Here is a 22,567-nt window from a genome sequence, read left to right on the forward strand (position 1 = left end):
TAGAAGTCCTGTCGCCAGTTTCCACTCCAGGACTTTTCGATGGGGGTTTTCCTCATAGATTGTTTAGAACTAAACCATCACCTCGTAGCAGCACAGGAGAATCACATGGACGAGCTCATCGAACGCATCACGCAGAAGACCGGCCTCGATCAGGCCACCGCCCGCAAGGCCATCGGCCTCATCCTCGGCTATCTGCAGAAGGAGGGTCCGCAGAACGAGGTCAACCAGCTGATCGCCGCCCTTCCCGGCGCCCAGGACGCCATCGAGCAGGCCAAGACCGGCGCCGGCGGCGGCATGATGGGGATGATCGGCTCCATGGGCGGCGGCGTGATGGCGCTCGGCGGCCAGCTCATGGGCATCGGCGTGTCCATGGGCCAGATGCAGCCGCTCGGCAAGGAACTCTTCGCCTATGGCCGCGAGAAGGCCGGCGAGGACACCATGGGCACCATCATGGGCTCCATCCCGGGCCTGTCGCAGTTCGTCTGAGGCCACCCTCTCCGCCGTGGCCGGGCTTGTCGCGGGGATCGCTTGGCGAAAATGGCGCAGGAACCCTCCTCCCCCTTGTGGGGAGGAGTTGGAGGTGGGGGTGTGATCGATAGCCGATGAAGGTCTGGCGCCCCCACCCCCACCCTTAATCCCTCCCCACAAGGGGGAGGGAAGCCCGCGCTCTATCCTGCGCCCGATCCTGGTTCTCACGTCGCTCGGCCGGGATGGCAGTATGGTCGCCACCCTCGTCCTTTAGGGCATTCCCACATCCCGTCCGACCCACTATCTTCCGGCGCAACTCACGCTGCCTTTCTCCGGACGGGGATATTCATGGACGATCTGTCTCTTGCCGCCGACTTCCCTGACGCTGACCGCGAGCAATGGCTCAAGCGGGTCGAGGGCGTGCTGAAGGGGGCCGACTTCGCGAAGAAGCTCGTGGGCCGCACCCATGACGGCATCGCGATCCAGCCGCTCTACGAGAAGGCCGAGGGCGCGGCGCGGATCGCGCGCGGTGAGCCCGTCCGCTGGCGGGTGTCGCAGCGGATGGACCATCCCGATCCGGACAAGGCCAACGAACTCGCCCTCCTCGACCTCGAAAACGGCGCGGACGCGCTGACCCTCGTCACGCACAAGGCCCCTGCGGCGCGCGGCTTCGGCGTGAAGGCCGACGCGGTCGAGGATCTCGACCGGGCCCTGTCCGGCATCATGCTCGATCTCATCCATCTGCGCCTGGATGCGGGCGGCCAGGGCCGCGTCATGGCCGAGCGCCTCGTCGCTCTCAGCGAAAGGCGCGGCCACACGCTGTCGGACCTGTCGCTCGATCTCGGCATGGATCCGATCGGCGCCCTCGCCTCCCAGGGAAGCCTCTCGGACGCGTGGGACGTCGTCTCGGCCCGCATGGGGGCCATGCTGGCGGACCTCGCCGGGAAAGGCTTCAACGGCCGCGCCTTCCTGGCCGATGGACGCGCTTATCACGAGGCGGGCGCGAGCGAGGCGCAGGAACTCGCCGCCGTTCTCGCGACGGGCCTGGCCTATCTGCGCGCTCTCGAAGCGCAGGGCCATTCCCTCGACGCCGCGCGCCAAAGCCTGTCCTTCCTGCTGGTCGCCGACGCGGACGAGTTCCTCACCGTGGCCAAGTTCCGGGCGCTCCGCCGCCTCTGGGCCAGGGTCGAGCAGGCCTGCGGCCTCGCGCCGAGGCCGATCCGCCTGCATGCGGAAACCGCCTGGCGCATGACCACGAAGCGCGACCCATGGGTGAACATGCTGCGCGCGACACTCGCCACCTTCTCGGCCGGGATCGGCGGCGCGGATGCGATCACCGTGCTGCCCTTCACCGAGGCCCTGGGATTGCCGGATGCCTTCGCCCGCCGCGTGGCGCGCAACACGCAATTGATCCTGCTGGAAGAATCCAACCTCTGGCGGGTGGCCGATCCCGCCGCGGGCTCGGGCGGCTTCGAGGCGCTCACCGATGCGCTGTGCGAGAAGGCCTGGGGCCTGTTCCAGGACATCGAGCGCGAAGGCGGCATCCTGGAGAGCCTGAAGCAAGGTGCGCTGCAAGGCCGCATTGCCGCCGTGCGCGCCCAGCGGGACAAGGCCGTCGCCACCCGCAAGGAGCCGATCACCGGCACGAGCGAGTTCCCGAACATCCACGAGGCGGATGTGGCGGTGCTGATGCCGGCGGCTCCCCCGGCGAAGCGGGAGGCCGATCAGGCGGCCGTGTCGGTCACGCCCCTGCCCTCCACCCGCGCGGCGGAGGCCTTCGAGCGCCTGCGCGATCTGTCGGACGCCTACCTTGCGAAGACGGGCGCGCGCCCGAAGGTCTTCCTGGCCAATCTCGGCCCGGTCTCCGCGTTCACGGCGCGGGCGACATTCGCCAAGAATTTCTTCGAAGCGAGCGGCATAGAAGCCGTCATGAGCGATGGCTTTTCGGACCAAGACAAGCTCCGCCGAGCCTATATCGACAGTAAAGCAAAGCTTTCATGTATTTGTTCTTCCGATGACATTTATGTGGCGCACGCCGAAGAGGCTGCGAAAACCTTGCGCGACGCCGGATCTTCGGTTATCTACATGGCCGGCCGCCCGGGCGAACGCGAAGAACAGCTGACCCGCGCCGGCATCACCACTTTCATCTACGCTGGGTGCGATACCCTCAAGGTTCTGAGCGAGGCCCTCGACAAGGCCCACGCCTGAGCCTTAGGGCCGTCTCTTCCCGGCCTCGAGACCGGGAGGACCACGGTTCATGAACTTCATCAAGACGACGGCGATGGGCTTGTGCCTCGGCCTCATCATCGGCGGCGCCGCCGTTGCGGCCCCCAAATACAAGCATGACGGGATCTGGCAGGTGCAGCTGGTCACGGATTCCGGCATCTGCGGCACGAACACCTATGCCATCACCGTCGAGCAGGGCAACGTCCGTTACCAGGGAGCATCCGGAGCGTCTCCGGCGGTGATCAACGGACAGATCGGCTCCAATGGCGCCATCAATCTCGACATCCGCAGCAGCGCCGCTCAGGGCCGGGCGTCGGGCAGCCTGTCGAGCCAGTCCGGCTCCGGTGTCTGGAAGGTCGACAGCTATGGCTGCTCCGGCCGCTGGAGCGCGCAGAGGCGTTCGAGCTTCGCCCAGAGCTGAACCCGTCCTGCCTGAGATCCGTGGCCGACGTATCGCGCGATGCGTCGGCTTTCTCATGCGTTTCGCATCCAGGAACCCGTCCCCCGACCTCACGTTATTCAAGCCTGTCTTGGAGGGTATGGAGTTTTCGATGCGGATGATGACCTGGCTCGGCGCGGCGATGTTTGCGGTTTTTGCCCTTGCGCCCGAAGCCCACGCGCAGACGAAGAAGTTCGACGGCACCTGGAGCGTGGAGGTCGTGACCGAGCAGGGCGCCTGCGACCGCGCCTATCGCTATTCGGTGATCGTGCAGAACGGCCGCGCCCGCTATGGCGGGCCGGAACGCTTCGACGTGAACGGCCAGGTCCGCCCCAGTGGCTCCGTCACCGCCAGCATCGCGCATGGTCAGGATCGCGCCCATGTCACCGGACAGCTTTCGGACGGTTGGGGCCGCGGCACATGGACCACGTCCGGCGGACGGGTCTGCTCCGGCTCCTGGAACGCGGAAAAGCGCGGCTGATCTCCAGAGCTGCTTCCCCTGGCGTGGAACCAGCTCTGTTCTTTGGCCCGGCCGCATTTTTGGCGGCGAACCGGAGCCACTTCGCCGAAAAATGCTCTAGACGTTGCGCCGATAGCCTCCCGGCAGCGGATGCCCTAGAATGCGAGAGCACCCATTCGTCTCCCGTTCGGTAAGGGCATTCGCTTCAGGGCCATGACACGCATTCCGGATTTCTCGAACCTCGGCTGGACCAGCGCCTCCGAAGCCTCCCCTGCAGCGCAGCCTCAGGGGGAGCCCTGGCTCACGCCGGAGGGGATTGCGGTCAAGGCAGCGTACGGCCCCGAGGACCGGGAGGGCATCGACTTCCTCGACACTTATCCGGGCATCGCGCCTTTCTTACGTGGTCCCTACCCGACCATGTACGTGAACCAGCCCTGGACCGTGCGCCAATACGCGGGCTTCTCCACCGCCGAGGATTCCAACGCATTCTACCGCCGCAACCTCGCGGCAGGCCAGAAAGGCCTCTCCGTCGCCTTCGATCTCGCCACCCATCGCGGCTACGATTCCGATCACCCGCGCGTGGCGGGCGACGTGGGCATGGCGGGCGTCGCCATCGATTCCATCTTCGACATGCGCACGCTCTTCGCGGGGATTCCCCTCGACCAGATGAGCGTGTCGATGACCATGAACGGCGCGGTGCTGCCCGTCCTCGCGCTCTACATCGTCGCGGCGGAGGAACAGGGCGTTCCGGCCGAAAAACTCTCGGGCACGATCCAGAACGACATTCTCAAAGAGTTCATGGTGCGCAACACCTACATCTACCCGCCCAAGGGGTCGATGCGCATCATCTCGGACATCTTCGCCTATACCTCGGCCAACATGCCGAAGTTCAACTCCATCTCGATCTCCGGCTACCACATGCAGGAGGCGGGAGCGACGCAGGATCTGGAGCTCGCCTATACGCTGGCCGACGGTGTGGAATACGTCCGCGCCGGTCTGGCCGCGGGGCTCACCATCGACCAGTTCGCGCCGCGCCTCTCCTTCTTCTGGGCGATCGGCATGAACTTCTTCATGGAAGTCGCCAAGATGCGCGCCGCGCGCCTTCTCTGGGCGAAGCTCGTGAAGGGATTCGATCCGAAATCCGAGAAGTCGCTTCCCTTGCGCACGCATAGCCAGACCTCCGGCTGGTCGCTCACCGCGCAGGACGTGTTCAACAACGTGACGCGCACCTGCGTCGAGGCGATGGCGGCGACGCAGGGCCATACGCAATCGCTGCACACCAACGCCCTCGACGAGGCGCTCGCGCTGCCCACCGACTTCTCCGCGCGCATCGCCCGCAACACGCAGCTCTTTCTCCAGCAGGAAAGCGGCACCACGCGCATCATCGATCCTTGGGGCGGCTCCTATTACGTGGAGCGCCTGACGAAGGAACTCGCGGAGAAGGCCTGGAGCCATATCCAAGAAGTGGAGGCGCTCGGCGGCATGGCGAAGGCCATCGAGGCGGGCATTCCGAAACTGAAGATCGAGGAAGCCGCCGCCCGCACGCAGGCGCGTATCGATTCGGGCCACCAGAAGATCATCGGCGTGAACGCCTTCCGTCCCGCGGACGAGGCGTCCATCGACATCCTGAAGGTGGACAACGCGGCGGTGCGCGCGCAGCAGATCGAGAAACTGCGGAAGCTGCGCGCCGAGCGCAACCAGGCGGACGTGGAGGCTGCTCTCGATGCGCTGTCCAAGGGCGCTTCGACGGGCCAAGGCAACCTGCTGGATCTCGCCGTCAAGGCCGCGCGGGCCAAGGCGACGGTCGGCGAGATTTCGGACGCCCTCGAAAAGGTCTGGGGTCGTCACCGCGCCGAGATCAAGGCCATTTCAGGCGTCTACAAGCGGGAGGTCGGCATGGCGTCGCCAGCCGTGGAGAAGGTCCGCCAGCTGGTGGAGCAGTTCGAACACGACGATGGCCGCCGTCCGCGCATTCTCGTCGCCAAGATGGGACAGGACGGGCACGACCGGGGCCAGAAGGTGATCGCTTCGGCCTTTGCCGATCTCGGATTCGACGTGGATATCGGCCCGCTCTTCGCGACGCCCGCCGAGGCCGCGCGCCAGGCCATCGAGAACGACGTTCACATCGTCGGCGTGTCGTCCCTCGCCGCAGGCCACCTGACCCTGGTGCCGGAGCTGAGGGCCGAACTCGCCAAGTATGGCCGCGACGACATCATGATCGTGGTCGGCGGCGTGATCCCGCCGCAGGATTTCGATGCCCTCATCGCAGCCGGCGCGTCGGCGATCTTCCCGCCCGGCACCGTGATCGCGGATGCGGCGGTGAACCTCATCGAAGACCTGAACCGACGCCTGGGCTACAGCCCGAAGCAGGCCGCGGAATAGCCGCTTCGGCCTTTCCCTAAGTCACTCTGCGGGTCACCAACGCTGACCTTACGGTTCCGCGTCACGCGCCCGGCTGCCCGAACCGCTGCCAGCCCCTCCGCCATGTGCGCTCCCGCACGACGGAACTTGCAGGACATGTTAGGTATGTTATTACGTACCTCAAAAGAGTGAGCGCCATGAGCAGAATCAGAGAAATCACGAAGACCGGCAATCCCCTCATCGACGGCGTCTTCGCCGCCGGCAACGTCTGGGACATGTCCTTCGGGCCGGTCACGATCAAGATCGGGACAGCCAACGGCGCCAGCGGCGACGGGGGATGGTTCAGGGCGGTCGAGGTCAAAGGCCGCGAAGTCTATGATCCTAACTCGCCCGCGACTAACGGGTCCGACGGAACGCTACCCTGGACCTTGAGTGACGAGATAGCTCTGGCGAATGCCGTTCGCCCGATCGAGGCGGTCTGCGGCGTGAAATTCACATTCACGAATACGTTCGAAGGTGCCGACGCGGTCTGGTGGAGGGTCCCCGGCGGTACATTCGTGGACCTCGACATCAGCGGCCAGTTCTTCCATGAAAAGCCGGTGGAGCCCATTTACGGCGTTCAGCAATCCTGGGGGTACCTCGTCAACCTCCACGATGGTTTCTGGAGTTACACCCCGGGCGGCGTGGGCTTCCAGACGATCCTGGGCCTCGCCGCGCAAGCGGTCGGCCTGAACTGGGCCCACCAGGAGGGGCTGCCGGCGGAATTCAACAAATCGCCCTACACGTTGATGAGCGTCAACAACCTGCCCGCCAATCACTCCTATTACGGCGGCTACGGCTTCCTCAAGACTCCGAGCGCGATCGATACCGCGGCCCTCCAGGCGATCTACGGAGCCAACATGCAGACCGCGACCGGCAACAACGTCTATTCGCTGCCGACCGCCAACGTGCAGGGCACCGGCTGGACGACGATCTGGGATGCGGGCGGGATCGATACGATCTCGGCGGCGAGATCGACGGCGCCGGTCAGCATCAATCTGGGCGAAGCGTCCCTGCAAGCCGGAGACCCCAGCGCCGCCGGCTATTTCTCGCGGCAGATCAACGTCTATGGCGGCTTCACCATCGCCAAGGGCGCCGTCATCGAGAACGCCATCGGCGGAACGAGCAACGATCTGATCGTCGGCAACAGCGCCGCCAACGTGATCAACGGCGGGCTTGGCAACGACACCCTGAAGGGCCTGGGCGGAAGGGACGTCTTCGCCTTCAAATCCACGCCGAACAGCAAGACCAACTGCGACAAGATCCTCGATTACAATGTGACGAGCGACACCATCCAGATCGCGCGGAAGTATTTCAGCAAGCTCGCCACCACGAGCGGCACCCTGAAAAGCAGCGAGTTCTGGAAGGGCGCGAAGGCGCACGACAGCAACGACCGCATCGTCTACGACCCGGGCACCGGAGCTCTCTATTACGATTCCGACGGAACCGGATCCGCTGCCGCCATCAAGTTCGCGACGCTCAGCAAGTACCTGAAGATGGCGGCTACCGAGTTCATCATCGTCTGATCGGCAGACCGGCGTCGTCGGCTGCTTCCTCTGACAGGATCACAACACAGGAAAGAGCTGATTTCACGCAAGTGGAATCAGCTCCAGGCATAAGGTTTCATGATGTTCCGCTCTCGCGCATCCAAAGGCATCCTATCGATAGCTCTTCTCGTCGGCCTCACCCTGTCCGGCTGCTTCGATACGGAAACCAAGGAGCGCGAGGCGTTCAAGACCTTCCTGCAGACCAGGATCATCGACAAGCCCGGCCTTCATGTCCCGCTCCTCACGCCCGCCGAGGGCAAGGCTCTCGGCCGCTACAAGGAGCATTACGAGGTCATCACCCGCTTCCATGACAAGATGAACGGGCAGGTCTCGAAGCCTTTGCAGGATGCGCTCAAGTCCGGAACGGTCCGAAGTGTCGCGGACCTGATGGAGAACAAGGCTCAGCTCTGGAAGGTTCAGGAAAGCGTGAAGCAGCTTCGAACGACTCTCGACAAGGCTCAGGCCGACGCGGAGGCGGAGAAAAACAAGCTCGTCCAGCCGGATGATCTGAAACCCGTCTATGCGCAGGCCTTCGAGCGGGACGTGACCCGCCCGGCCGAGACGTTCCGGGCGATTTTTCCCACGATCGAACGCATCTACGACACGTCCCTGCGCGTCGTCGCGTTTCTCGAGAAGAATCAGGGACAATGGGCCATGTCGGGCAACGCGGTCGAGTTCAAGAATCCTCGGCTGGTGAACCAGTTCAACGCCCTCGCAAGCGAGCTCGCCGCCCAGTCGCGGGATGCGATAGAAAGCCAGCAGAAGATGCGCGCGCTCATCTCGGGATAGCGTGCTTTCGATCGCGGCGATCTTCCAGCCCGGCACAGCCGCAACGCTGATCGGGAACGAGATCGATGGATCGAGGGGGCATCATCCCGTCGGTTCGAGCCGGGGCGGCAGGTCCTCGGGATCGAGGCTCCGGCTGATGCCATGCCGGTAGAGCATCAGCTGCCCGTCCGCGTTCCTGTAGATGCCGTAGAGCAGACAGCCTTCCGGCAAAGCAGGCTGCTGGTTCGCAGGTTTGGGCCTCCTGCCTGTCCGTGACCGCAGCGCTTCGCGCAGCACCTGCGCGGCGAGATAGGCGACGCCCAGGATCGTCATGGCCGGAACGATCAGCCACAGGGCCTGGATCCCCTCGGACGAGGTGTGGAACTTGTTGAGCCAGTCGGCCCAGAACGAATAGGGCTGGTCCATCGCGGCAACTCCCTTCGGGTGAAGCGACCACCAGGAGCCCTGGTGGTCGGGGAGTTGAGAAGCCGCACAAGGACGACCGCGATGACCTTTAGGCTTGTGGCCCTGGACATGCGTCATCGCCTCCCCGGCCATAAGCTGGGAAGGCATCGTTGACGGCCGATACCGGCCGCCTTGTGAGGGGTTCTCACGCCCCAGAACCGGATGCGTCCGGTTCCGGTGACGAGATAACACGGTTGCAGGGTGAAGGGTCAATGGGGCACCCTTGCTCCTTGGGAAAGCCGTTGTCCCCGTCATCCCCGGGCTTGTCCCGGGGATCCCCGTCTTTTTGATCGCAGCGACTCAAAGACGGGGATGGCCGGGACAAGCCCGGCCATGACGGAAGAGGAAAGAAGCGGTCATGCCTGGCCTTGTGCCGGGGATGACGGGTGGGGTTATCGAGGCGGGACGCCTCAACTCGCCTTCGCCCTCGGCGCGGCGCGCTCCAGAGCCGCCAGGGCTTCCGAGAGGCGTCGCCGGGCCCGCTCGACCTCGTTGTGCTGGATCGCGTCGAGATCGAGAAACAGGTCGAGCCCCGTCACATGCTCGATGATGACCTGCTGCCGCTGCGCGAGTTCGCCCAGGAGACCCTCCACGGCGTAGGGCACGACCTCGCGCTTGATGCCTTTCATGATGATGGGCTCGAGGGGCCGTGCCCGCACCATGTCGCGCACGAGGGCGTAGGTTTCGTAGCTCAGGCAGATCCCGCCCGGCTCGGCGATGGCCTGGAGGCGCGCGGCCAGGTTCGCCTCCGCGCCGATGATCGTATAGGCCATGCGGTCGTCGCTGCCGAAATTGCCGACATTGCAGAAGCCCGTGTTGATGCCCATGCGCACGCACATGGGCAGGTCGATCCCGCGCTTGCGCCAGACGGCGTTCAGGTGATCCATGTGCTGCTGCATGTCGACGGCCATGCGCAGGCAGGCCCTCGCGTCCTCCTCGACGCCCTTCGTTTCCGGGTCGCCGAAGAAAATGAGGATGGCATCGCCGAAGAACTTGTCGATGGTCGCCCCGTGGCGGAGAGCGATCGCCGACATTTCGGTGAAGTAGTCGTTCAAGAGCTCCGTCAGGTCCTCCGGCTGCAATCGCTCCGAGATGGCGGTGAAATCCTTGATGTCGGAAAAGAAGATCGTGAGCTTCTTGCGCTCCGTAGCAATCGCCACGTCCTTCTGCCCGCTGAAGATGCTCTTGTAGATCTGGGGCGACAGATATTTCGCGAGCTTCATCGAGATTCCGGCCAAGAAATCGTTCGCTTCCGTGAGCTCCTGGTTCATGCCGCGGATCAGCCTTTCCTGCCGCCGCTGCAGGAGGATGCAGGCAAGCCCCGCCATCGAGGCGAGCGAAAGATAGGCCAGGGAATATTTGAACGAGAAGATGTTCGAGAGGATCGGCTGGTTGACCGAGATCTCCTGGATGCCCCGCACGTCCCCGACCTTCCAATCCGTCTTGGGACTGTCGGGATGGGTGTTGTGGCAGCTGACGCAGACCGGCCCCATGACGACGGGAGCGGCGGTCCTCACATTCTTGTCGAACAGCGAGCCCGACACCTCGACGATCGGCCGCTCGGGATCGGCCCGCAGGCGGGCCAGGGCATTGCGTTCGAAATCGTCGAGCGGATGCGCCTCCCGGCCCTTGAACGGCATGTCGGAAACGAAATGGTACTTCACCGATCCGTCATGGGCGCTGATGCGCTTGCCGAGCTCGATGGACAGGGTGGCCGGAATGGGAATGGCGCCGGGCACGTCGTTGTAATTGTGGGTGACCGTCACCGGACCGGGCGCCTGAAGCACGCGCGCGACCACATCGCTGCCGTAGAAGCTGCGCATGTCGTCGATGATGCGGCTCGTCTCCCGCGCCTGCATCCGCAGAAGGTTTTCCGAGAGGATCCGCAGGTCGAGCCAGACGGCGATGGGCAGCCCCAGCACGCCCAGGATCACTGTGACGACCAGCAGCATCCCCATGGCGCGCTGCTGGTAGGAAGCCCGTTCACCCAGTCCAGGCATCGCCGGCCTCACTGTCGAACTTCGGTTCAGTGAGGCCGATCATTCGCCTTCGCCGCCGGGCACGCAACCCTTAATTTCCAGACGCTGCTGGGCTCTTACGGGTATCTATTCGAGCTTGATGTTCGCGCCCCTGATCACCTTTTCCCACTTCTCGCCTTCGGAGCGCATATAGGCGGCCATCTCCTCGGGCGAGCTTTGCAGCACGTCGATGCCGGCGCCGGTGAGCTTCTCGCGGATGTCCGGCTGGACGACGGTCCGGCGGTAGGCCTCGTTGAGCTTCGCGACGATCTCGGGCGACGTGCCTGTGGGCGCCACGATGCCCTGCCATGCCCAGGCCTCGAAGCCGGGAAAATCGGCCGCCACGGGCGGCACGTCCGGGAGCCCCGCGAACGGGCCGGGGGACGCCACCGCGATGGCTTTGACGGGGCCCGACAATTGCGACCGCGCCGTCGCGAAATCGATGAACATCATGTCGATGTTGCCCGCGACCAGATCCTGCACCGCAGGCGCCGCGCCCCTGTACGGCACATGGGTCAGCTTGATCCCGGCGCTTTGCGCGAGAAGTTCCGTCGCCAGATGGAAGGGGCTTCCGAGGCCGGGGGTGCCGTAAGAGATGCCGCCGGGATTCTGCTTCGCGGCGGCGACGAGTTCCTGAACCGATCCGGCCTTGAGCTTGTTCGTGTTGACCAGCAGCACGAGAGCGAAGCGGCCGCTCAGGGAGACGGGGCTGAAATCCTTGTAGGGATCGAAGGTCAGCTTGCTGTAGAGGGTGCGGTTGGTGGCATAGGTCGAGGTGTCCCCGAGAAGGAGCGTGTACCCGTCGGGCTCGGCCCTGGCCACCGCCTCGCCGCCGAGATTGGTGCCCGCCCCGGCCTTGTTCTCGATGACGAATTGCTGGCCCAGTTGCTTGCCGATCTCGGCGAAGACCAGGCGCGCGAAGAAATCCGTTCCGCCGCCCGCCGCGTAGGGCACCACGACCCGGACGGGCCTTGTGGGGTAATCGGCCTGCCCGAAGGCTGCCAAGGGGTGAAGGGCCGAGCCCGCGAAAGCAGCTGCCATGCCCGCAAGAACCCTGCGGCGCGTCCAGATCATCGTTTCCTCCAAAGCTGTTTTGCTTTGTCGGGAAATTAGATCCGGACCGCTTACGGACAAGCTCGCCGGAAACAAATGATCGCCGTCGCCCGGACCTCGCGGAAGCGGTGACTTAAGCATCCGGCTTTGAGCATCTTTCCACGCAAAACCGGTGCCCACTTTTGCGTTCGATGCTCTAGCTGGCGCGCTCGATGGCCCGCTTGATCACCTGCTGGACTTCCGTGTTCGACAGGAAGAGGTCGTGATTGATGATGCCGCTGCCGAACTCGGACGCATCGGCCACACGCACGCCCAGGGCTTCCAGGCGCTCGCGGTCGGCCGCCCCCGCGCGGACGATGCCGCCGGCGAGACGGCTCGAGACGGCGAGCGCGCGGTCGTTGGTGGAGCTGATCACGGTGATCTTCTTCGCATCCGGCCCGAGGCGCTCCAGGCCGCGCGCGAACAGGTCGATATCGATGTCGGGCGCGGCCAGCACGATGGCGCCGATGCGCTCCATGACGCTCTCGCCGCCATCCGCGCGCAGCATGCGCAGGGCCTCGAGGGTCAGCAGCGTGCCCATGCTGTGCGCGACGATGTGGATGCGTCCGCCGCTCGGCGTCTTGGCGATGGCCGACAGGATGTCCTCCAGCGCGTCGCGCGACCACATGGCGCTCTCGCGGTCGGCCACATAGCTGAAGGTCGAGGCGGCGGACGGCCAGGTGAAGAGCCCGGTGGCTCCCGGGAACTTGATCCCTTCCGAGAGATCGATCGTGGACGCGGCCGCCGTCTCGAAGCTCTCGCGATAGCCGTGGATGTAGAGCAGCAGGTCGCGCCCGAAGGCGGCCTGCGCGAAAGCCTTCGCCGCATTGCTGCGCTCGACCGAATCGACCTTCGTGATGGTCCATCCGGAACTGCCGATGAGGGAGCCCGACGGCGGGCTGAGGCGCGCTTCCGCGTAGATGAGGTCGGGAGCGCGCTCGCTGCTGAACCACGGCTTCTTCGGCGGATCGCCCACCGGCAGGCGCGTGGTCGCGACCAGCAGCTTGGGGTCCTTCTCCAGCCCCGGACGCGGCGAGGTCAGCGGGCTCGTCAGGACATTGTCGTCGCCGACGCACCCGGACAGCGTCACGGCGGCGAGGCAGACGATGGCGAGGCGAGAAAGGGAGAGCTGCATGAGGCCGGAGGATCAAACCTGGAGGAAGGAGGGTTGCTGCTGTGTTGCCTCCGATCATGGCATGCGCAAGGCAGAGCCAGTCGGTGCCCCCATTCCTCACTGCGGACGGTAAACCATTGGTGAACGGCGCGGCCCCTTCAGCGCCTTGAGGGCGCTCATCCCCGCAGTTACCGTGGTACAATGAGAGCCCTCGCCCGCCTTCTCCTCCTCGTCACCGGCCTTTTTCTCCTGCCGCTGGGAGCCCACGCCCTCTGGTGGGGCATGCGCGAAGATGTCGCGCCCAACTGGCGCGCCGCCGACTGGTCGAGCGCGAAGCTGCTGCCGCCCCCCTCCGAGGCGCCGCAGGCCATCGTCGCGGTCTACGCGGCGCGGGTGGGCCGCTGGCGCGGGATCTTCGCCCATCACACCTGGATCGTGGTGAAGGAGGCGGGCGCGAACCAGTACACCCGCTATGACAAGGTCGGCTGGGGCAGCCCCGTGCGGACCAACGGCTGGGCGCCGGACGGGCGCTGGTTCGGCAATGCCCCGCATCCGGTGACCGTCATCGAGGGACAGGCCGCGGAACGCCTGATCCCGCAGATCCGCAAGGCCGTCGCAAGCTATCCTTATGCCTCTTACGGGGCCTACAACGCCTGGCCGGGCCCGAACTCCAACACCTTCGTGGCCCATGTGATGCGGGAAGTGCCGGAGCTGAACGCCGCCCTGCCCCCGACGGCGCTCGGCAAGGACTGGCGGCCGCTGCAGGACATGATCGGCCTCACGCCGAGCCGCACCGGCATCCAGATCTCGCTCGCCGGCTATGCGGGCCTGGCGCTCGGCTGGGTCGAGGGCGTCGAGATCGACTTCATGGGGCTCGTCGCCGGAATCGACATCCGCCGCCCGGCCCTCAAGATCCCGGCCTGGGGCCGGATCGGGATGGATCCGATCACGTGGTGAAAGGCGCGCGAATCCGCTAAGGCTATCCCCATGACCGGGGGCACTCACAGGACGACGGATGTGACGGCGGACGCCGTGGCGCGGGGCGACCGCGCCGCGCTGGCGCGCGCCATCACGCTCATGGAATCCCGCCGCCCGGACCACCGGGAGGCCGCACGCGCCCTGCTGCAGGCGCTGATGCCCCGCACAGGCAAGGCCGTGCGCATCGGCATCACGGGCGTGCCGGGGGTCGGCAAGTCCACCACCATCGACACCCTCGGCAGCATGCTGACGGAGAAGGGCCACAAGGTCGCGGTGCTGGCCGTCGACCCCAGCTCGACCCGGACGGGCGGCGCAATCCTGGGCGACAAGACCCGGATGGCACGGCTCTCAGCCGACCCGAACGCGTTCATCCGCCCCTCCCCGTCCTCCGGGACGCTCGGCGGCGTCGCCGCCAAGACCCGGGAGACGATGCTTCTGTGCGAGGCTGCCGGATTCGACGTGATCCTGGTCGAGACGGTGGGCGTGGGCCAGTCGGAAACGGCCGTGGCGGACCTGACCGATTTCTTCCTCGTCCTCATGCTGCCCGGCGCGGGCGACGAGCTGCAGGGAATCAAGAAGGGCATCCTGGAGCTTGCGGACATGATCGCCGTCAACAAGGCGGACGACGCGGGAGCGAAGGCCAAGGCGGCAGCCGCCGAGTACAAGGCCGCCCTTCACATTCTCGCCCCGGCCTCCTCCGCCTGGACGCCGCCCGTGCTGACCATCTCGGGCCTGACCGGCCAGGGGCTCGACGAGCTCTGGGCCAAGGTGCTCGATCATCGCCGCCGCCTCGAAGCGACCGGCGAACTCGCCGCCAAGCGGCGCGCCCAGGATACGAAATGGATGTGGGCCCTGGTTCAGGAGCGCCTGCACGAGCGCCTGACGCGGGATCCCGCGCTGAAAAAGCGCGTACCGGACATCGAGAGGGCCATTGCCGAGGGCACCCTGTCGCCCGATGCGGGCGCGAGCGAGATCGTGAAGCTGCTCGGCCTCTAGCGCATCGTGCGGAAAAGTGGATCCGGTTTTCCGCGCCCCACGATGCGCTCATCCAAGAAGGGAGCATCGGATCGATCCCAAAAGTGCAAATCCACTTTTGGGTCCGATGCTCTAGCGGGTCGGCAAGAGATCTCTGGGAGTCGTAGGTTCGCCCTCATCGTCATCCCTGGGCTTGTCCCGGGGACCCCCGTCTTTGGAAACGCTGCGGGCTCAAGACGTGGATGGCCGGGACAAGCCCGGCCATGACGATATGAGACGGGAAAGGCTTATCCCATCAGCATGGGCGAAAGGCGGGTCCCGCCGACCTCGATGCCGTTCCAGTTCCGGAAGACCGGCTGAGCCATTTTCCCGATCGTAGCGCGCTCCTCGTCGCCGAGGGGCAGGAAGCGGAGAATCAAACCCGCCATGATGGCCTCGGCCGCGCGCGCATTCCCGTCGTCGGCCTTGATCGCGATCCCGTAGCCGAGTTCGGGGAGCGCGGCGCAATAGACGCCCTCGGCTCCCACCTTCACGAAGGCGCGCTCCTTGAGGATCTCCATCAGCCTGGTGTCGAAGCGCCCTGTGCCGGCCACCATGAAGGGATGCGCGGCCACGGCCTTGCGGATGCGCGCGGCAGCCGCCTTCCCTTCGATCGAGAGGCCCGAGCCGCTGCCGAACTTGGCGAAGCCGAAAGCGAGCGACGGCAGCGGAATCGCATAGGTCGGGATCGAGCAGCCGTCGATACCGCTGTTCTCCATGGTATGGCAGGCGCCCGTGGCATCCTCCAGGGCTTCGCGCACCATGCGCTGCACCGGATGGTTGGGGCTCACATAGCCCTTCGGATCCTCCCCGACCCCGCAGGCTAGGCAGATGAAGCCCGCGTGCTTTCCCGAGCAGTTGTTGTGCAGGGCATTCGGGGTGCCTCCCTCCGCCGCGAGGGCGCGGTTGGCCGCTTCGCCCATGGGCCAATGGGTTCCGCATTCGAGGCAGCTCACGTCGCAACCGGCCTTGGCCAGCATGGATTGCGCCACCCGCGCATGGTCGGGCTCCCCTGAATGGGAGGCGCAGGCGAGCGCGATCTCTTCGTCGGTCAGGCCGTATTTGTCCGCCGCCCCGCTCTCGAGAAGCGGCAGGGCCTGAAGGGCCTTGACGGCCGAGCGCGGGAAAACGCGCCGGTCGACGTCTCCGATCGACAGGACGGTCGAGCCGTCCGCATCGACCACGGAAACGCTGCCCCGGTGGCGCGATTCGACGAGCGGCCCGCGGGTGACCTCGACAAGGAAAGGGTTGTCCATGAATGCCCCGTGTACGAAACGGCGGTCTTTTGGGCGCGGTTTGGTCAGATGTCAAAGGGAGTTTTGTTTCAAAAAGGCTCCCTCCCCTTTCCTGCTCGGCTTGCGGCCAAGTCTCGAGCGCCCTAAACCCTCCGTCTCATGATGAAGGAGAGATCCTGATGCGCATTGCGATGATCGGGTCGGGCTATGTCGGCCTGGTGTCCGGGGCATGCTTCGCCGATTTCGGACACGAGGTGTGTTGCGTCGACAAGGACCCGAGCAAGATCGAGGCCCTCAACCGCGGCGAGATTCCCATCTTCGAGCCGGGCCTGGCCGAGCTCGTCGCCAAGAACGTGCGCGAAGGACGCCTGACCTTCACCACCACCCTCCCCGAGGCGGTCAAGAGCGCCGAGGCCGTGTTCATCGCGGTGGGCACCCCTTCCCGCCGCGGCGACGGCCATGCGGACCTTTCCTATGTCTACCAGGCGGCCCGCGACATCGCGGGAGCCATGGACGGCTATACGGTGGTGGTCACCAAATCGACCGTGCCCGTGGGCACCGGCGACGAGGTCGAGCGGATCATCCGGGAGACCCGCCCGGATGTGGAATTCGCCGTCGTCTCCAACCCGGAATTCCTGCGCGAAGGCGCGGCGATCGCCGATTTCAAGCGCCCCGACCGCATCGTGATCGGCACGGACGATCCCCGGGCGCAAGGGGTGATGACCGAGATCTATCGCCCGCTCTACCTCAACCAGTCCCCGATCCTGGCCATGTCCCGCCGCACGGCGGAACTGACCAAGTACGCGGCCAATGCGTTTCTCGCCACCAAGATCACTTTCATCAACGAGATCGCGGATCTGTGCGAGCACGTGGGCGCGAACGTGCAGGATGTCGCCCGCGGCATCGGGCTGGACAATCGCATCGGCTCCAAGTTCCTCCATGCGGGACCGGGCTATGGCGGCTCGTGCTTCCCGAAGGATACGCTGGCCCTGATCAAGACGGCGCAGGATTTCGAGGCGCCCATGCGCCTGGTGGAGACGGTGGCGGCGGTCAACGGCCAGCGCAAGCGCGCCATGGGCCGGAAGGTGATCACGGCCTGCGGCGGCTCGGTGCGCGGCAAGACGATCGCGATGCTGGGCCTGACCTTCAAGCCCAACACCGACGATATGCGCGAGGCTCCCTCCATCGACATCATCACGGCCCTGCAGGATGCCGGCGCCCAGGTGCGCGCCTATGACCCGGAAGGCATGCAGGCGGCGAGCGCCATGCTCGCCGACGTGGAATATGCCCGCGACGCCTATGACTGCGCCCGCGGCGCGGACGCGCTGGTGATCGTCACCGAGTGGGACATGTTCCGGGCGCTCGACCTCAGGCGCCTGAAGGCGACCCTCGCCGAGCCCGTGGTGGTGGACCTGCGCAACGTCTACCGCCCCGACGAGATGCGCCGTCACGGCTTCACCTATGTGAGCATCGGACGGCCATAAGATTTGGACGGGGCGGGATGTTCACGCGGACGCCGTCCCGTGTCATACGTCCCGTGACCTCGCCTTTATTGAAACCGATGCCTTTCGGAGCGCCCCATGCAGACTTTCTTCGTCGAGATCAAATGCAAGCTCGGCAAGACCTACGCGGTCGCCAACGCCCTCGCCGACCGGGAGATCGCATCGGAGATCTACTCGACGGCCGGGAACTACGACATCCTCGCCAAGTTCCATGTGGATGACGGCGTCGATATCGGCCATTTCATCGCCGAGAACGTGCAATCCATCCCCGAGATCGCCGACACGCACACGATCATCACCTTCAAGGCGTTCTGATCACTGCGCGACGGCGCTGGTCTGCGTGACCTCGGCACCCGGACGGGTGATTTCGGCCAGATACGGGCCGATGCCCTCATAGCGATCCAGGCGGCGCACGATCTTCGAATCGATCTTGTTGTAGAGTTCGGCCACCGAGACCGGGCGGCGCTTGCGGCCCTTGCCTTCCATGAAGAGGCCCGAATTGGCCTTCGCCGCCTTCGGGAAGAGCTTGGACGCCTTCATGTTCGGATCCTGGTCCAGCACTTCCAGGAAGCGCACGGCGCTCTTGGCGCCCAGGAAGTGCGCCAGGTAGAGCTCCGCCTCGGCGAGTTCGCGCTCGCCCTGGGCAATGAGGGCGCGCTCCACGTCCTTGATCAGCTCGCCCGCCATCAGGGCCGAGAAATAAGGATCGGTGCGAAGGCCCATGACCCACTCCCGGTCCTTGCCGCTCACCTCGGGCTCGCCATCGACCATGCGGATGGCGGCGGCCGCGGCGGCGAAGCCGTAATCGGCCGCGTGCATGGCGACCACTTCGAGCCACGTGCGGTCGATGAACTGGAACAGGCCCTCGGCGGAGGAGGTCGGCGCCTTGGCCTCGGGCGAGAGGCTCGATTCCACGTCGGCGAGCGTCATCATGTAGACCGGGTCCACGCCCGTGACATGCGCCGCCTTGAGAATCGAGTGAACCAGCCAGCGCGGGATGTTGCGCCCGTTGAACGGAATAATCTCGTCCGGATTGGCCGATTCGGAGAGCACCTCCTCGGGAGCGGGCTTCGGCGGGCGCTTCTTGGTCAGCGAGAACGCCTCGCTGAGGATTTCCGTGAAGAGGCCGGGCTGCTTGAGGAAGCCCGGCGTATAGGCGACCGATGCCAGGACGGGATCGGCCACCGTCACGGCCTTGGCATGAGACGAATGGTTGTCCCCAATCATGGCGGTCGGCAGGGTGGCGACGGCGGCAGGTCCCGCCGTCAGCCCCTGGAACCCGACCATCAGGCCCAGAGCAAGGGCCACTCGTACCGATTGGCGGCGAGCGCGGCCGCCTTGACACGGATCCGCAACAGGTTGCGGCACGGCGCATAGCAGCGTTCTTGCATTACTCGGCATCACACTTGTTCCCGCAGGGTTCGGCTTGGATGCCGAACCACCCCTTGTGTCATTCTGGGACAAGAGTTGACGGGTAGATGTGTCGAGAATCGGTCAGCTTGGCCGTAAGACCGCAATCTTAATCAATTTGAGAGTGTCTTTTCCCCGGGAAAGTAACCCTAAAAGGGAGCCTTCATGAGGAAGATTGGGCTACGAGCTGCGCATTGGTGCGTTCGAGACGCTGCGCCAATTCGCGCATGACCGCCAGGGACATCTGCGGGAACTGCGCCAGCAGTTCCAGGAACACGCGCTTGTCGATTCGAAGCGCCGTGGTCGGTTCCGCGGCCATGATCGTGGCGGAGCGGGGCGTGTCGGAGAGAATGCCCATCTCCCCGACGAGGGCGTTGCCGGCGAGCTCCGCCACCTGAATTTCCCCGGTGGGCGTATTGAGGAGCACGCTGGCCCGGCCGTCCAGGAGCACGTAGGCGGCGTCAGAAGGGTCGCCCTGCGAGAAAAAGCGCTGTCCGGCAGAGAACTGCACCCGTTCGCTGGTGAATGCGAGCAGCTTCAGACGGGCCGGATCGACGTCCCGGAACATCGGAACCTGCTTCAGGGACTGAACCTCGGTCTCAAGGGTCATGCCACCTCTCCTGCAACATTGCGCGCGCGCTCCACCTCGGGCTTCTGCGCCCGCCCCTGCGAATCCGCTGCTTTTTCCGTGACGATGGTGTCGTCGCTAAACCGCATCTGAACATCGAAAGCCGCGGCCTGTCGATCATTGGACAGCACCATGAACAGGCTTTGTTGCTCGAGATGATCGAGAAGCGCCCGGAGAATCCTCTCGGCGCGCTCCTCGTCGAAGGGGGCCAGGGCCCCGTCGATGACGAGAATGTCCGGGCGCTTCACCAGGCAGCGCACTAGGTTGATGCTGGCGCGCTCCTGCGGCGACAGGAGGCGGCCCGCGGCGCCGACTTCGTGGTCGAGGCCGATGCGCTCCACCTCCTCCAGGAGATCGAGCTCCCGTACGACGGCCGCGACGGCCTCCGCGACCCGGTGCCGGGCATCGGCCACCTGATAGTTCACCCGGCCGAACAGAAGGTTGTCCCGGAGCGGGGCCGCCATGCAGATCCCTTCCGGATCGTAGAACTCCACCCCGGTCGCCCCCTCCTTCTCCAGGGTTTCGCGCACGAAGCTGCGGGCCTCGACGATCCGTCTGCGCAGATCGTCATCGAGCAGGCCGAGACGGTGCCTCGCCTCGATATAGGCGAGCGGCAGGGCCAGGAGCCGCGTCCGCTCCTCCCGCCTCAGACCCGAGCCGCCCCGCGCCAGACGGCGCAGAATGGCCTGGAATTCCGGCAACTCGTCCGCCCCGATGAAGGAGAATTGCGCGAAGAGGGAATGCCCCGGCGGCAATCCCTGGAAGATCTCGGTCATCGTCTCGGCGATCTGCAGCCCCATCTCGGTGAGCTTGTCCGTGAGGTCCGCCCGGTCGATGGCGCTGCGGAATCGTGGATTGTCCGCGAGATTGCGGCCCACGAACTCCTCGGTGACGGGAACGCCGAAGAGCAGGTTCTCGGCGATCGTGGCCTGCTCGTTGTAGCGGTCGATGTCGAAGGGCTCCACGAGGTCCGCCATGCCGTTCGACCGGAAGTTCTCCCGCAGCCTGTTCCGGGCCTCGACCAGGCGCTCCGCGAGGGCGGCGTGCCGCTCCGGATCGATCTGTCCGGCGAGCCCGAACAGGTAGATGGAATCGCCCATCCCGACCTCTTCCAGCAGCCCGACCAGCACCCGGTCGAGATCGTGCTCGTCCTTCAGGCCGAGGCGTTCGTAGTCGATCCAGCGATCGCTGATGCTCTCGAAGGGATTGCCCGTCCGGGCGGCCTCGGCGAGGCGGCGGCCCGCCTCACGCCGGTCGGCCTCCGTGCGGCCTCCGGGCCTGAAGCGCAGTCCGTAGACGAGGTTGTCGCGAATGCTGCCGGGAAAGATGATGGGATCGACGCCTGCATAGGCGATCCGGCGCCCGGCGACGGATGCGGGGAGCCGCGCGATATCCCGGTCGGCGACGCAGACGCGTCCCGCATAGCCGGGGATGCGGCGGGCGAGGACGCGGGCCAGCATGCTCGCCGCAGGGCTCCCGTTGGAAATCAGCGCCACCGTCGCCGGCAGCTCCAGCGAGAACGACGCATTGTCAATCACCAGATCGCCGTGAGGTCCGGCAAGAGTGAGGCCCTCGGCCACGAGCGGACCGACGAGCGGCGCGTCCTCGACGGCCTCCTCGGCTTCGATCATCGGCCCCAGCCGCTCTTCCGCGAAGTGCTGGGTGACCTGGTCGTATTTCACCTGCACGTCGAGCCGCTGCTGATCCCAGTCGATCAGTTCCTTCAGCGGAGGCGGCAGCTCGCGATAGGCGCCGATCACGGCCACGAGCTGACCGATGTCGAGCGTGCCGCGCAATGCGAAATAGCCGCCGACCGCGTAGAACAGGAACGGCGTGACCTGCGACAGGAAATTGTTGAGGAATTTGACCGCGAATTTCCGGTTGTAGATCTTCAGGCGAATGGCGAAGAGGCTGAAGAGGCGATTGCCGATCTCCGCCCGCTCCCAGGCATAGGCATTGTGAACGTGCACGACCTCGATGCCGTCGAGCACCTCGCCGATGCGGCCCGCGAGCTCGCGGGAGGCGAGCTGGCGCTGCTTGCCGAGGCGCAGGAGTTCCCGCCGCAAGCGCGGAATGATGGTGAACTGCAGCGCGATCACGGCAAGCGCCATGAGGCCGAGCCACACGTTCTGCACCATGATGAAGAAGAGGGCCGTCAGGGCTTGCAGGCCGAGCAGGACCGGCGTGATGAACGCGTCTCCGATGAAGCCGCCGATAGGCTCCACCTCGTCCTTGATGATCGTCGCCGTCTCGGAGGATTTAACGGTGCGCAGCGCCTCCGGCGTGAAGCGCAGCACCATCGCGAACAGGTCGAACCGCATGCGCCGGAGCATGCGCTCTCCGAGGACGCCCTTAGCGAGATTGATCCAGTATTTGAAGCCGTTGTTGATGACGACGAAGAACAGGAAAAGGCACGAGAGCCCGAGCAGGAGCCCGACGCGGCCGACCTGGAATCCTTCGAACAGCCGAAGCGATCCTCCGCCGAGCCATTGCGGCCAATCGATATGCAATTTCAGGAAAGGTGCCGTAAGGTTTCCGTCTTTGAAGGCCTCACCCTGAATGGCCGCATTCACGATCTGGCGAGGTAGATCGAGAGAGACAAAATAAAACGGTTGAGACAGCAGCACGACAAAGCATATGAACAGCTGGTCACGCTTGGAGTGAGTCCAGATATACCGAAAGAGGCTCTTTTCCATTGCCGTAGAGTTATAACCTTCAAAGCTGAAGAGAACCTCTTCCCGATCTTCGATCCTGCATTATGTGATCGGTGGGGGCTTGAGAAGAGGTAGAGACGGAAGATGCG

At 65.2% G+C, this 22,567-nt stretch carries 19 protein-coding genes; 11 read left to right on the forward strand and 8 right to left on the reverse strand.

Annotation, left to right across the window (positions count from 1 at the left end; all coding sequences use genetic code 11):
* The first annotated feature begins 105 nt into the window (after window positions 1-105).
* The 7 genes from ACS5Q0_RS05845 (at window position 106) to ACS5Q0_RS05875 (ending at window position 8,329) form a co-directional block, all read left to right on the forward strand.
* Window positions 106-486: a DUF2267 domain-containing protein gene (locus ACS5Q0_RS05845; RefSeq protein WP_473125670.1), complete on the forward strand. Its 381-nt coding sequence runs from the start codon at window positions 106-108 to the stop codon at window positions 484-486.
* Between the two features lie 330 nt (window positions 487-816).
* A complete protein-coding gene (locus ACS5Q0_RS05850) occupies window positions 817-2,676 on the forward strand; it encodes a methylmalonyl-CoA mutase family protein (protein ID WP_473125671.1) in 1,860 nt (619 codons plus the stop codon).
* A gap of 49 nt (window positions 2,677-2,725) precedes the next feature.
* Window positions 2,726-3,115: a hypothetical protein gene (locus ACS5Q0_RS05855; protein ID WP_473125672.1), complete on the forward strand. Its 390-nt coding sequence runs from the start codon at window positions 2,726-2,728 to the stop codon at window positions 3,113-3,115.
* A gap of 130 nt (window positions 3,116-3,245) precedes the next feature.
* Window positions 3,246-3,614 (forward strand): hypothetical protein, encoded by a 369-nt coding sequence (locus ACS5Q0_RS05860; protein WP_473125673.1) that lies wholly within the window; start codon window positions 3,246-3,248, stop codon window positions 3,612-3,614.
* Window positions 3,615-3,806: 192 nt separating this feature from the next.
* Window positions 3,807-5,975, forward strand: a complete 2,169-nt coding sequence (scpA, locus tag ACS5Q0_RS05865) for a methylmalonyl-CoA mutase (RefSeq protein WP_473125674.1) — start codon at window positions 3,807-3,809, stop codon at window positions 5,973-5,975.
* A gap of 176 nt (window positions 5,976-6,151) precedes the next feature.
* Complete coding sequence (locus ACS5Q0_RS05870; protein WP_473125675.1) at window positions 6,152-7,519, forward strand: M10 family metallopeptidase C-terminal domain-containing protein; 1,368 nt, start codon at window positions 6,152-6,154, stop codon at window positions 7,517-7,519.
* A gap of 99 nt (window positions 7,520-7,618) precedes the next feature.
* Window positions 7,619-8,329 carry a DUF3053 family protein gene (locus tag ACS5Q0_RS05875; RefSeq protein WP_473125676.1) on the forward strand — a complete coding sequence of 237 codons (711 nt, stop codon included), beginning with the start codon at window positions 7,619-7,621 and terminating at the stop codon, window positions 8,327-8,329.
* Between the two features lie 81 nt (window positions 8,330-8,410).
* Here the strand turns inward: ACS5Q0_RS05875 and ACS5Q0_RS05880 are convergent, their stop codons facing one another.
* The 4 genes from ACS5Q0_RS05880 to ACS5Q0_RS05895 form a co-directional block, all read right to left on the reverse strand.
* Window positions 8,411-8,734 carry a hypothetical protein gene (locus ACS5Q0_RS05880; RefSeq protein ID WP_473125677.1) on the reverse strand — a complete coding sequence of 108 codons (324 nt, stop codon included), beginning with the start codon at window positions 8,732-8,734 and terminating at the stop codon, window positions 8,411-8,413.
* A gap of 449 nt (window positions 8,735-9,183) precedes the next feature.
* The gene (locus ACS5Q0_RS05885; RefSeq protein WP_473125678.1) at window positions 9,184-10,773 is read right to left on the reverse strand and encodes an adenylate/guanylate cyclase domain-containing protein; all 1,590 of its coding nucleotides are present in this window, start codon (window positions 10,771-10,773) and stop codon (window positions 9,184-9,186) included.
* Between the two features lie 105 nt (window positions 10,774-10,878).
* On the reverse strand, window positions 10,879-11,865 hold the full coding sequence (locus ACS5Q0_RS05890; protein WP_473125679.1) for a Bug family tripartite tricarboxylate transporter substrate binding protein: 987 nt from the start codon (window positions 11,863-11,865) through the stop codon (window positions 10,879-10,881).
* A 175-nt stretch (window positions 11,866-12,040) separates the two neighbouring features.
* On the reverse strand, window positions 12,041-13,018 hold the full coding sequence (locus tag ACS5Q0_RS05895) for an alpha/beta hydrolase (protein WP_473125680.1): 978 nt from the start codon (window positions 13,016-13,018) through the stop codon (window positions 12,041-12,043).
* A gap of 180 nt (window positions 13,019-13,198) precedes the next feature.
* Here ACS5Q0_RS05895 and ACS5Q0_RS05900 point away from each other — a divergent pair, with 180 nt between their 5' ends.
* Window positions 13,199-13,954, forward strand: coding sequence for a DUF3750 domain-containing protein (locus tag ACS5Q0_RS05900; protein WP_473125681.1), 756 nt, complete (start codon window positions 13,199-13,201; stop codon window positions 13,952-13,954).
* 30 nt (window positions 13,955-13,984) lie between these two features.
* Entirely contained in the window at window positions 13,985-14,971 is a 987-nt protein-coding gene (gene meaB / locus ACS5Q0_RS05905) for a methylmalonyl Co-A mutase-associated GTPase MeaB (protein WP_473125682.1), read from the forward strand.
* A 266-nt stretch (window positions 14,972-15,237) separates the two neighbouring features.
* Here the strand turns inward: meaB and ACS5Q0_RS05910 are convergent, their stop codons facing one another.
* On the reverse strand, window positions 15,238-16,245 hold the full coding sequence (locus tag ACS5Q0_RS05910) for an asparaginase (RefSeq protein ID WP_473125683.1): 1,008 nt from the start codon (window positions 16,243-16,245) through the stop codon (window positions 15,238-15,240).
* A 158-nt stretch (window positions 16,246-16,403) separates the two neighbouring features.
* On the opposite strand from ACS5Q0_RS05910, the gene ACS5Q0_RS05915 reads away from it, so the two are divergent.
* Together ACS5Q0_RS05915 and ACS5Q0_RS05920 are read left to right on the forward strand one after the other, a co-directional pair.
* Window positions 16,404-17,708 carry a UDP-glucose dehydrogenase family protein gene (locus tag ACS5Q0_RS05915; RefSeq protein WP_473125684.1) on the forward strand — a complete coding sequence of 435 codons (1,305 nt, stop codon included), beginning with the start codon at window positions 16,404-16,406 and terminating at the stop codon, window positions 17,706-17,708.
* A gap of 96 nt (window positions 17,709-17,804) precedes the next feature.
* Complete coding sequence (locus ACS5Q0_RS05920; RefSeq protein WP_047189580.1) at window positions 17,805-18,041, forward strand: Lrp/AsnC ligand binding domain-containing protein; 237 nt, start codon at window positions 17,805-17,807, stop codon at window positions 18,039-18,041.
* On the opposite strand, the gene ACS5Q0_RS05925 is transcribed toward ACS5Q0_RS05920, so the two are convergent.
* The 3 genes from ACS5Q0_RS05925 to ACS5Q0_RS05935 form a co-directional block, all read right to left on the reverse strand.
* Window positions 18,042-19,034, reverse strand: a complete 993-nt coding sequence (locus tag ACS5Q0_RS05925; protein WP_473125685.1) for a transglycosylase SLT domain-containing protein — start codon at window positions 19,032-19,034, stop codon at window positions 18,042-18,044.
* 265 nt (window positions 19,035-19,299) lie between these two features.
* Window positions 19,300-19,746: a Crp/Fnr family transcriptional regulator gene (locus ACS5Q0_RS05930; RefSeq protein ID WP_473125686.1), complete on the reverse strand. Its 447-nt coding sequence runs from the start codon at window positions 19,744-19,746 to the stop codon at window positions 19,300-19,302.
* A complete protein-coding gene (locus tag ACS5Q0_RS05935) occupies window positions 19,743-22,391 on the reverse strand; it encodes an ABC transporter transmembrane domain-containing protein (protein ID WP_473125687.1) in 2,649 nt (882 codons plus the stop codon). Before ACS5Q0_RS05935 ends, ACS5Q0_RS05930 begins: the two co-directional genes overlap by 4 nt.
* Window positions 22,392-22,567: the final 176 nt, after the last annotated feature.

The sequence above is a fragment of the Microvirga sp. HS2 genome (assembly GCF_055792805.1).

Excerpts from the sequence above, each read along its gene's own strand:
- ACS5Q0_RS05845 (WP_473125670.1), top strand. The coding sequence starts at position 106 with ATGGACGAGCTCATCGAACGCATCACGCAGAAGACCGGCCTCGATCAG.
- ACS5Q0_RS05850 (WP_473125671.1), top strand. The coding sequence starts at position 817 with ATGGACGATCTGTCTCTTGCCGCCGACTTCCCTGACGCTGACCGCGAG.
- ACS5Q0_RS05855 (WP_473125672.1), top strand. The coding sequence starts at position 2,726 with ATGAACTTCATCAAGACGACGGCGATGGGCTTGTGCCTCGGCCTCATC.
- ACS5Q0_RS05860 (WP_473125673.1), top strand. The coding sequence starts at position 3,246 with ATGCGGATGATGACCTGGCTCGGCGCGGCGATGTTTGCGGTTTTTGCC.
- scpA (WP_473125674.1), top strand. The coding sequence starts at position 3,807 with ATGACACGCATTCCGGATTTCTCGAACCTCGGCTGGACCAGCGCCTCC.
- ACS5Q0_RS05870 (WP_473125675.1), top strand. The coding sequence starts at position 6,152 with ATGAGCAGAATCAGAGAAATCACGAAGACCGGCAATCCCCTCATCGAC.
- ACS5Q0_RS05875 (WP_473125676.1), top strand. The coding sequence starts at position 7,619 with ATGATGTTCCGCTCTCGCGCATCCAAAGGCATCCTATCGATAGCTCTT.
- ACS5Q0_RS05880 (WP_473125677.1), bottom strand. The coding sequence starts at position 8,734 with ATGGACCAGCCCTATTCGTTCTGGGCCGACTGGCTCAACAAGTTCCAC.
- ACS5Q0_RS05885 (WP_473125678.1), bottom strand. The coding sequence starts at position 10,773 with ATGCCTGGACTGGGTGAACGGGCTTCCTACCAGCAGCGCGCCATGGGG.
- ACS5Q0_RS05890 (WP_473125679.1), bottom strand. The coding sequence starts at position 11,865 with ATGATCTGGACGCGCCGCAGGGTTCTTGCGGGCATGGCAGCTGCTTTC.
- ACS5Q0_RS05895 (WP_473125680.1), bottom strand. The coding sequence starts at position 13,018 with ATGCAGCTCTCCCTTTCTCGCCTCGCCATCGTCTGCCTCGCCGCCGTG.
- ACS5Q0_RS05900 (WP_473125681.1), top strand. The coding sequence starts at position 13,199 with ATGAGAGCCCTCGCCCGCCTTCTCCTCCTCGTCACCGGCCTTTTTCTC.
- meaB (WP_473125682.1), top strand. The coding sequence starts at position 13,985 with ATGACCGGGGGCACTCACAGGACGACGGATGTGACGGCGGACGCCGTG.
- ACS5Q0_RS05910 (WP_473125683.1), bottom strand. The coding sequence starts at position 16,245 with ATGGACAACCCTTTCCTTGTCGAGGTCACCCGCGGGCCGCTCGTCGAA.
- ACS5Q0_RS05915 (WP_473125684.1), top strand. The coding sequence starts at position 16,404 with ATGCGCATTGCGATGATCGGGTCGGGCTATGTCGGCCTGGTGTCCGGG.
- ACS5Q0_RS05920 (WP_047189580.1), top strand. The coding sequence starts at position 17,805 with ATGCAGACTTTCTTCGTCGAGATCAAATGCAAGCTCGGCAAGACCTAC.
- ACS5Q0_RS05930 (WP_473125686.1), bottom strand. The coding sequence starts at position 19,746 with ATGACCCTTGAGACCGAGGTTCAGTCCCTGAAGCAGGTTCCGATGTTC.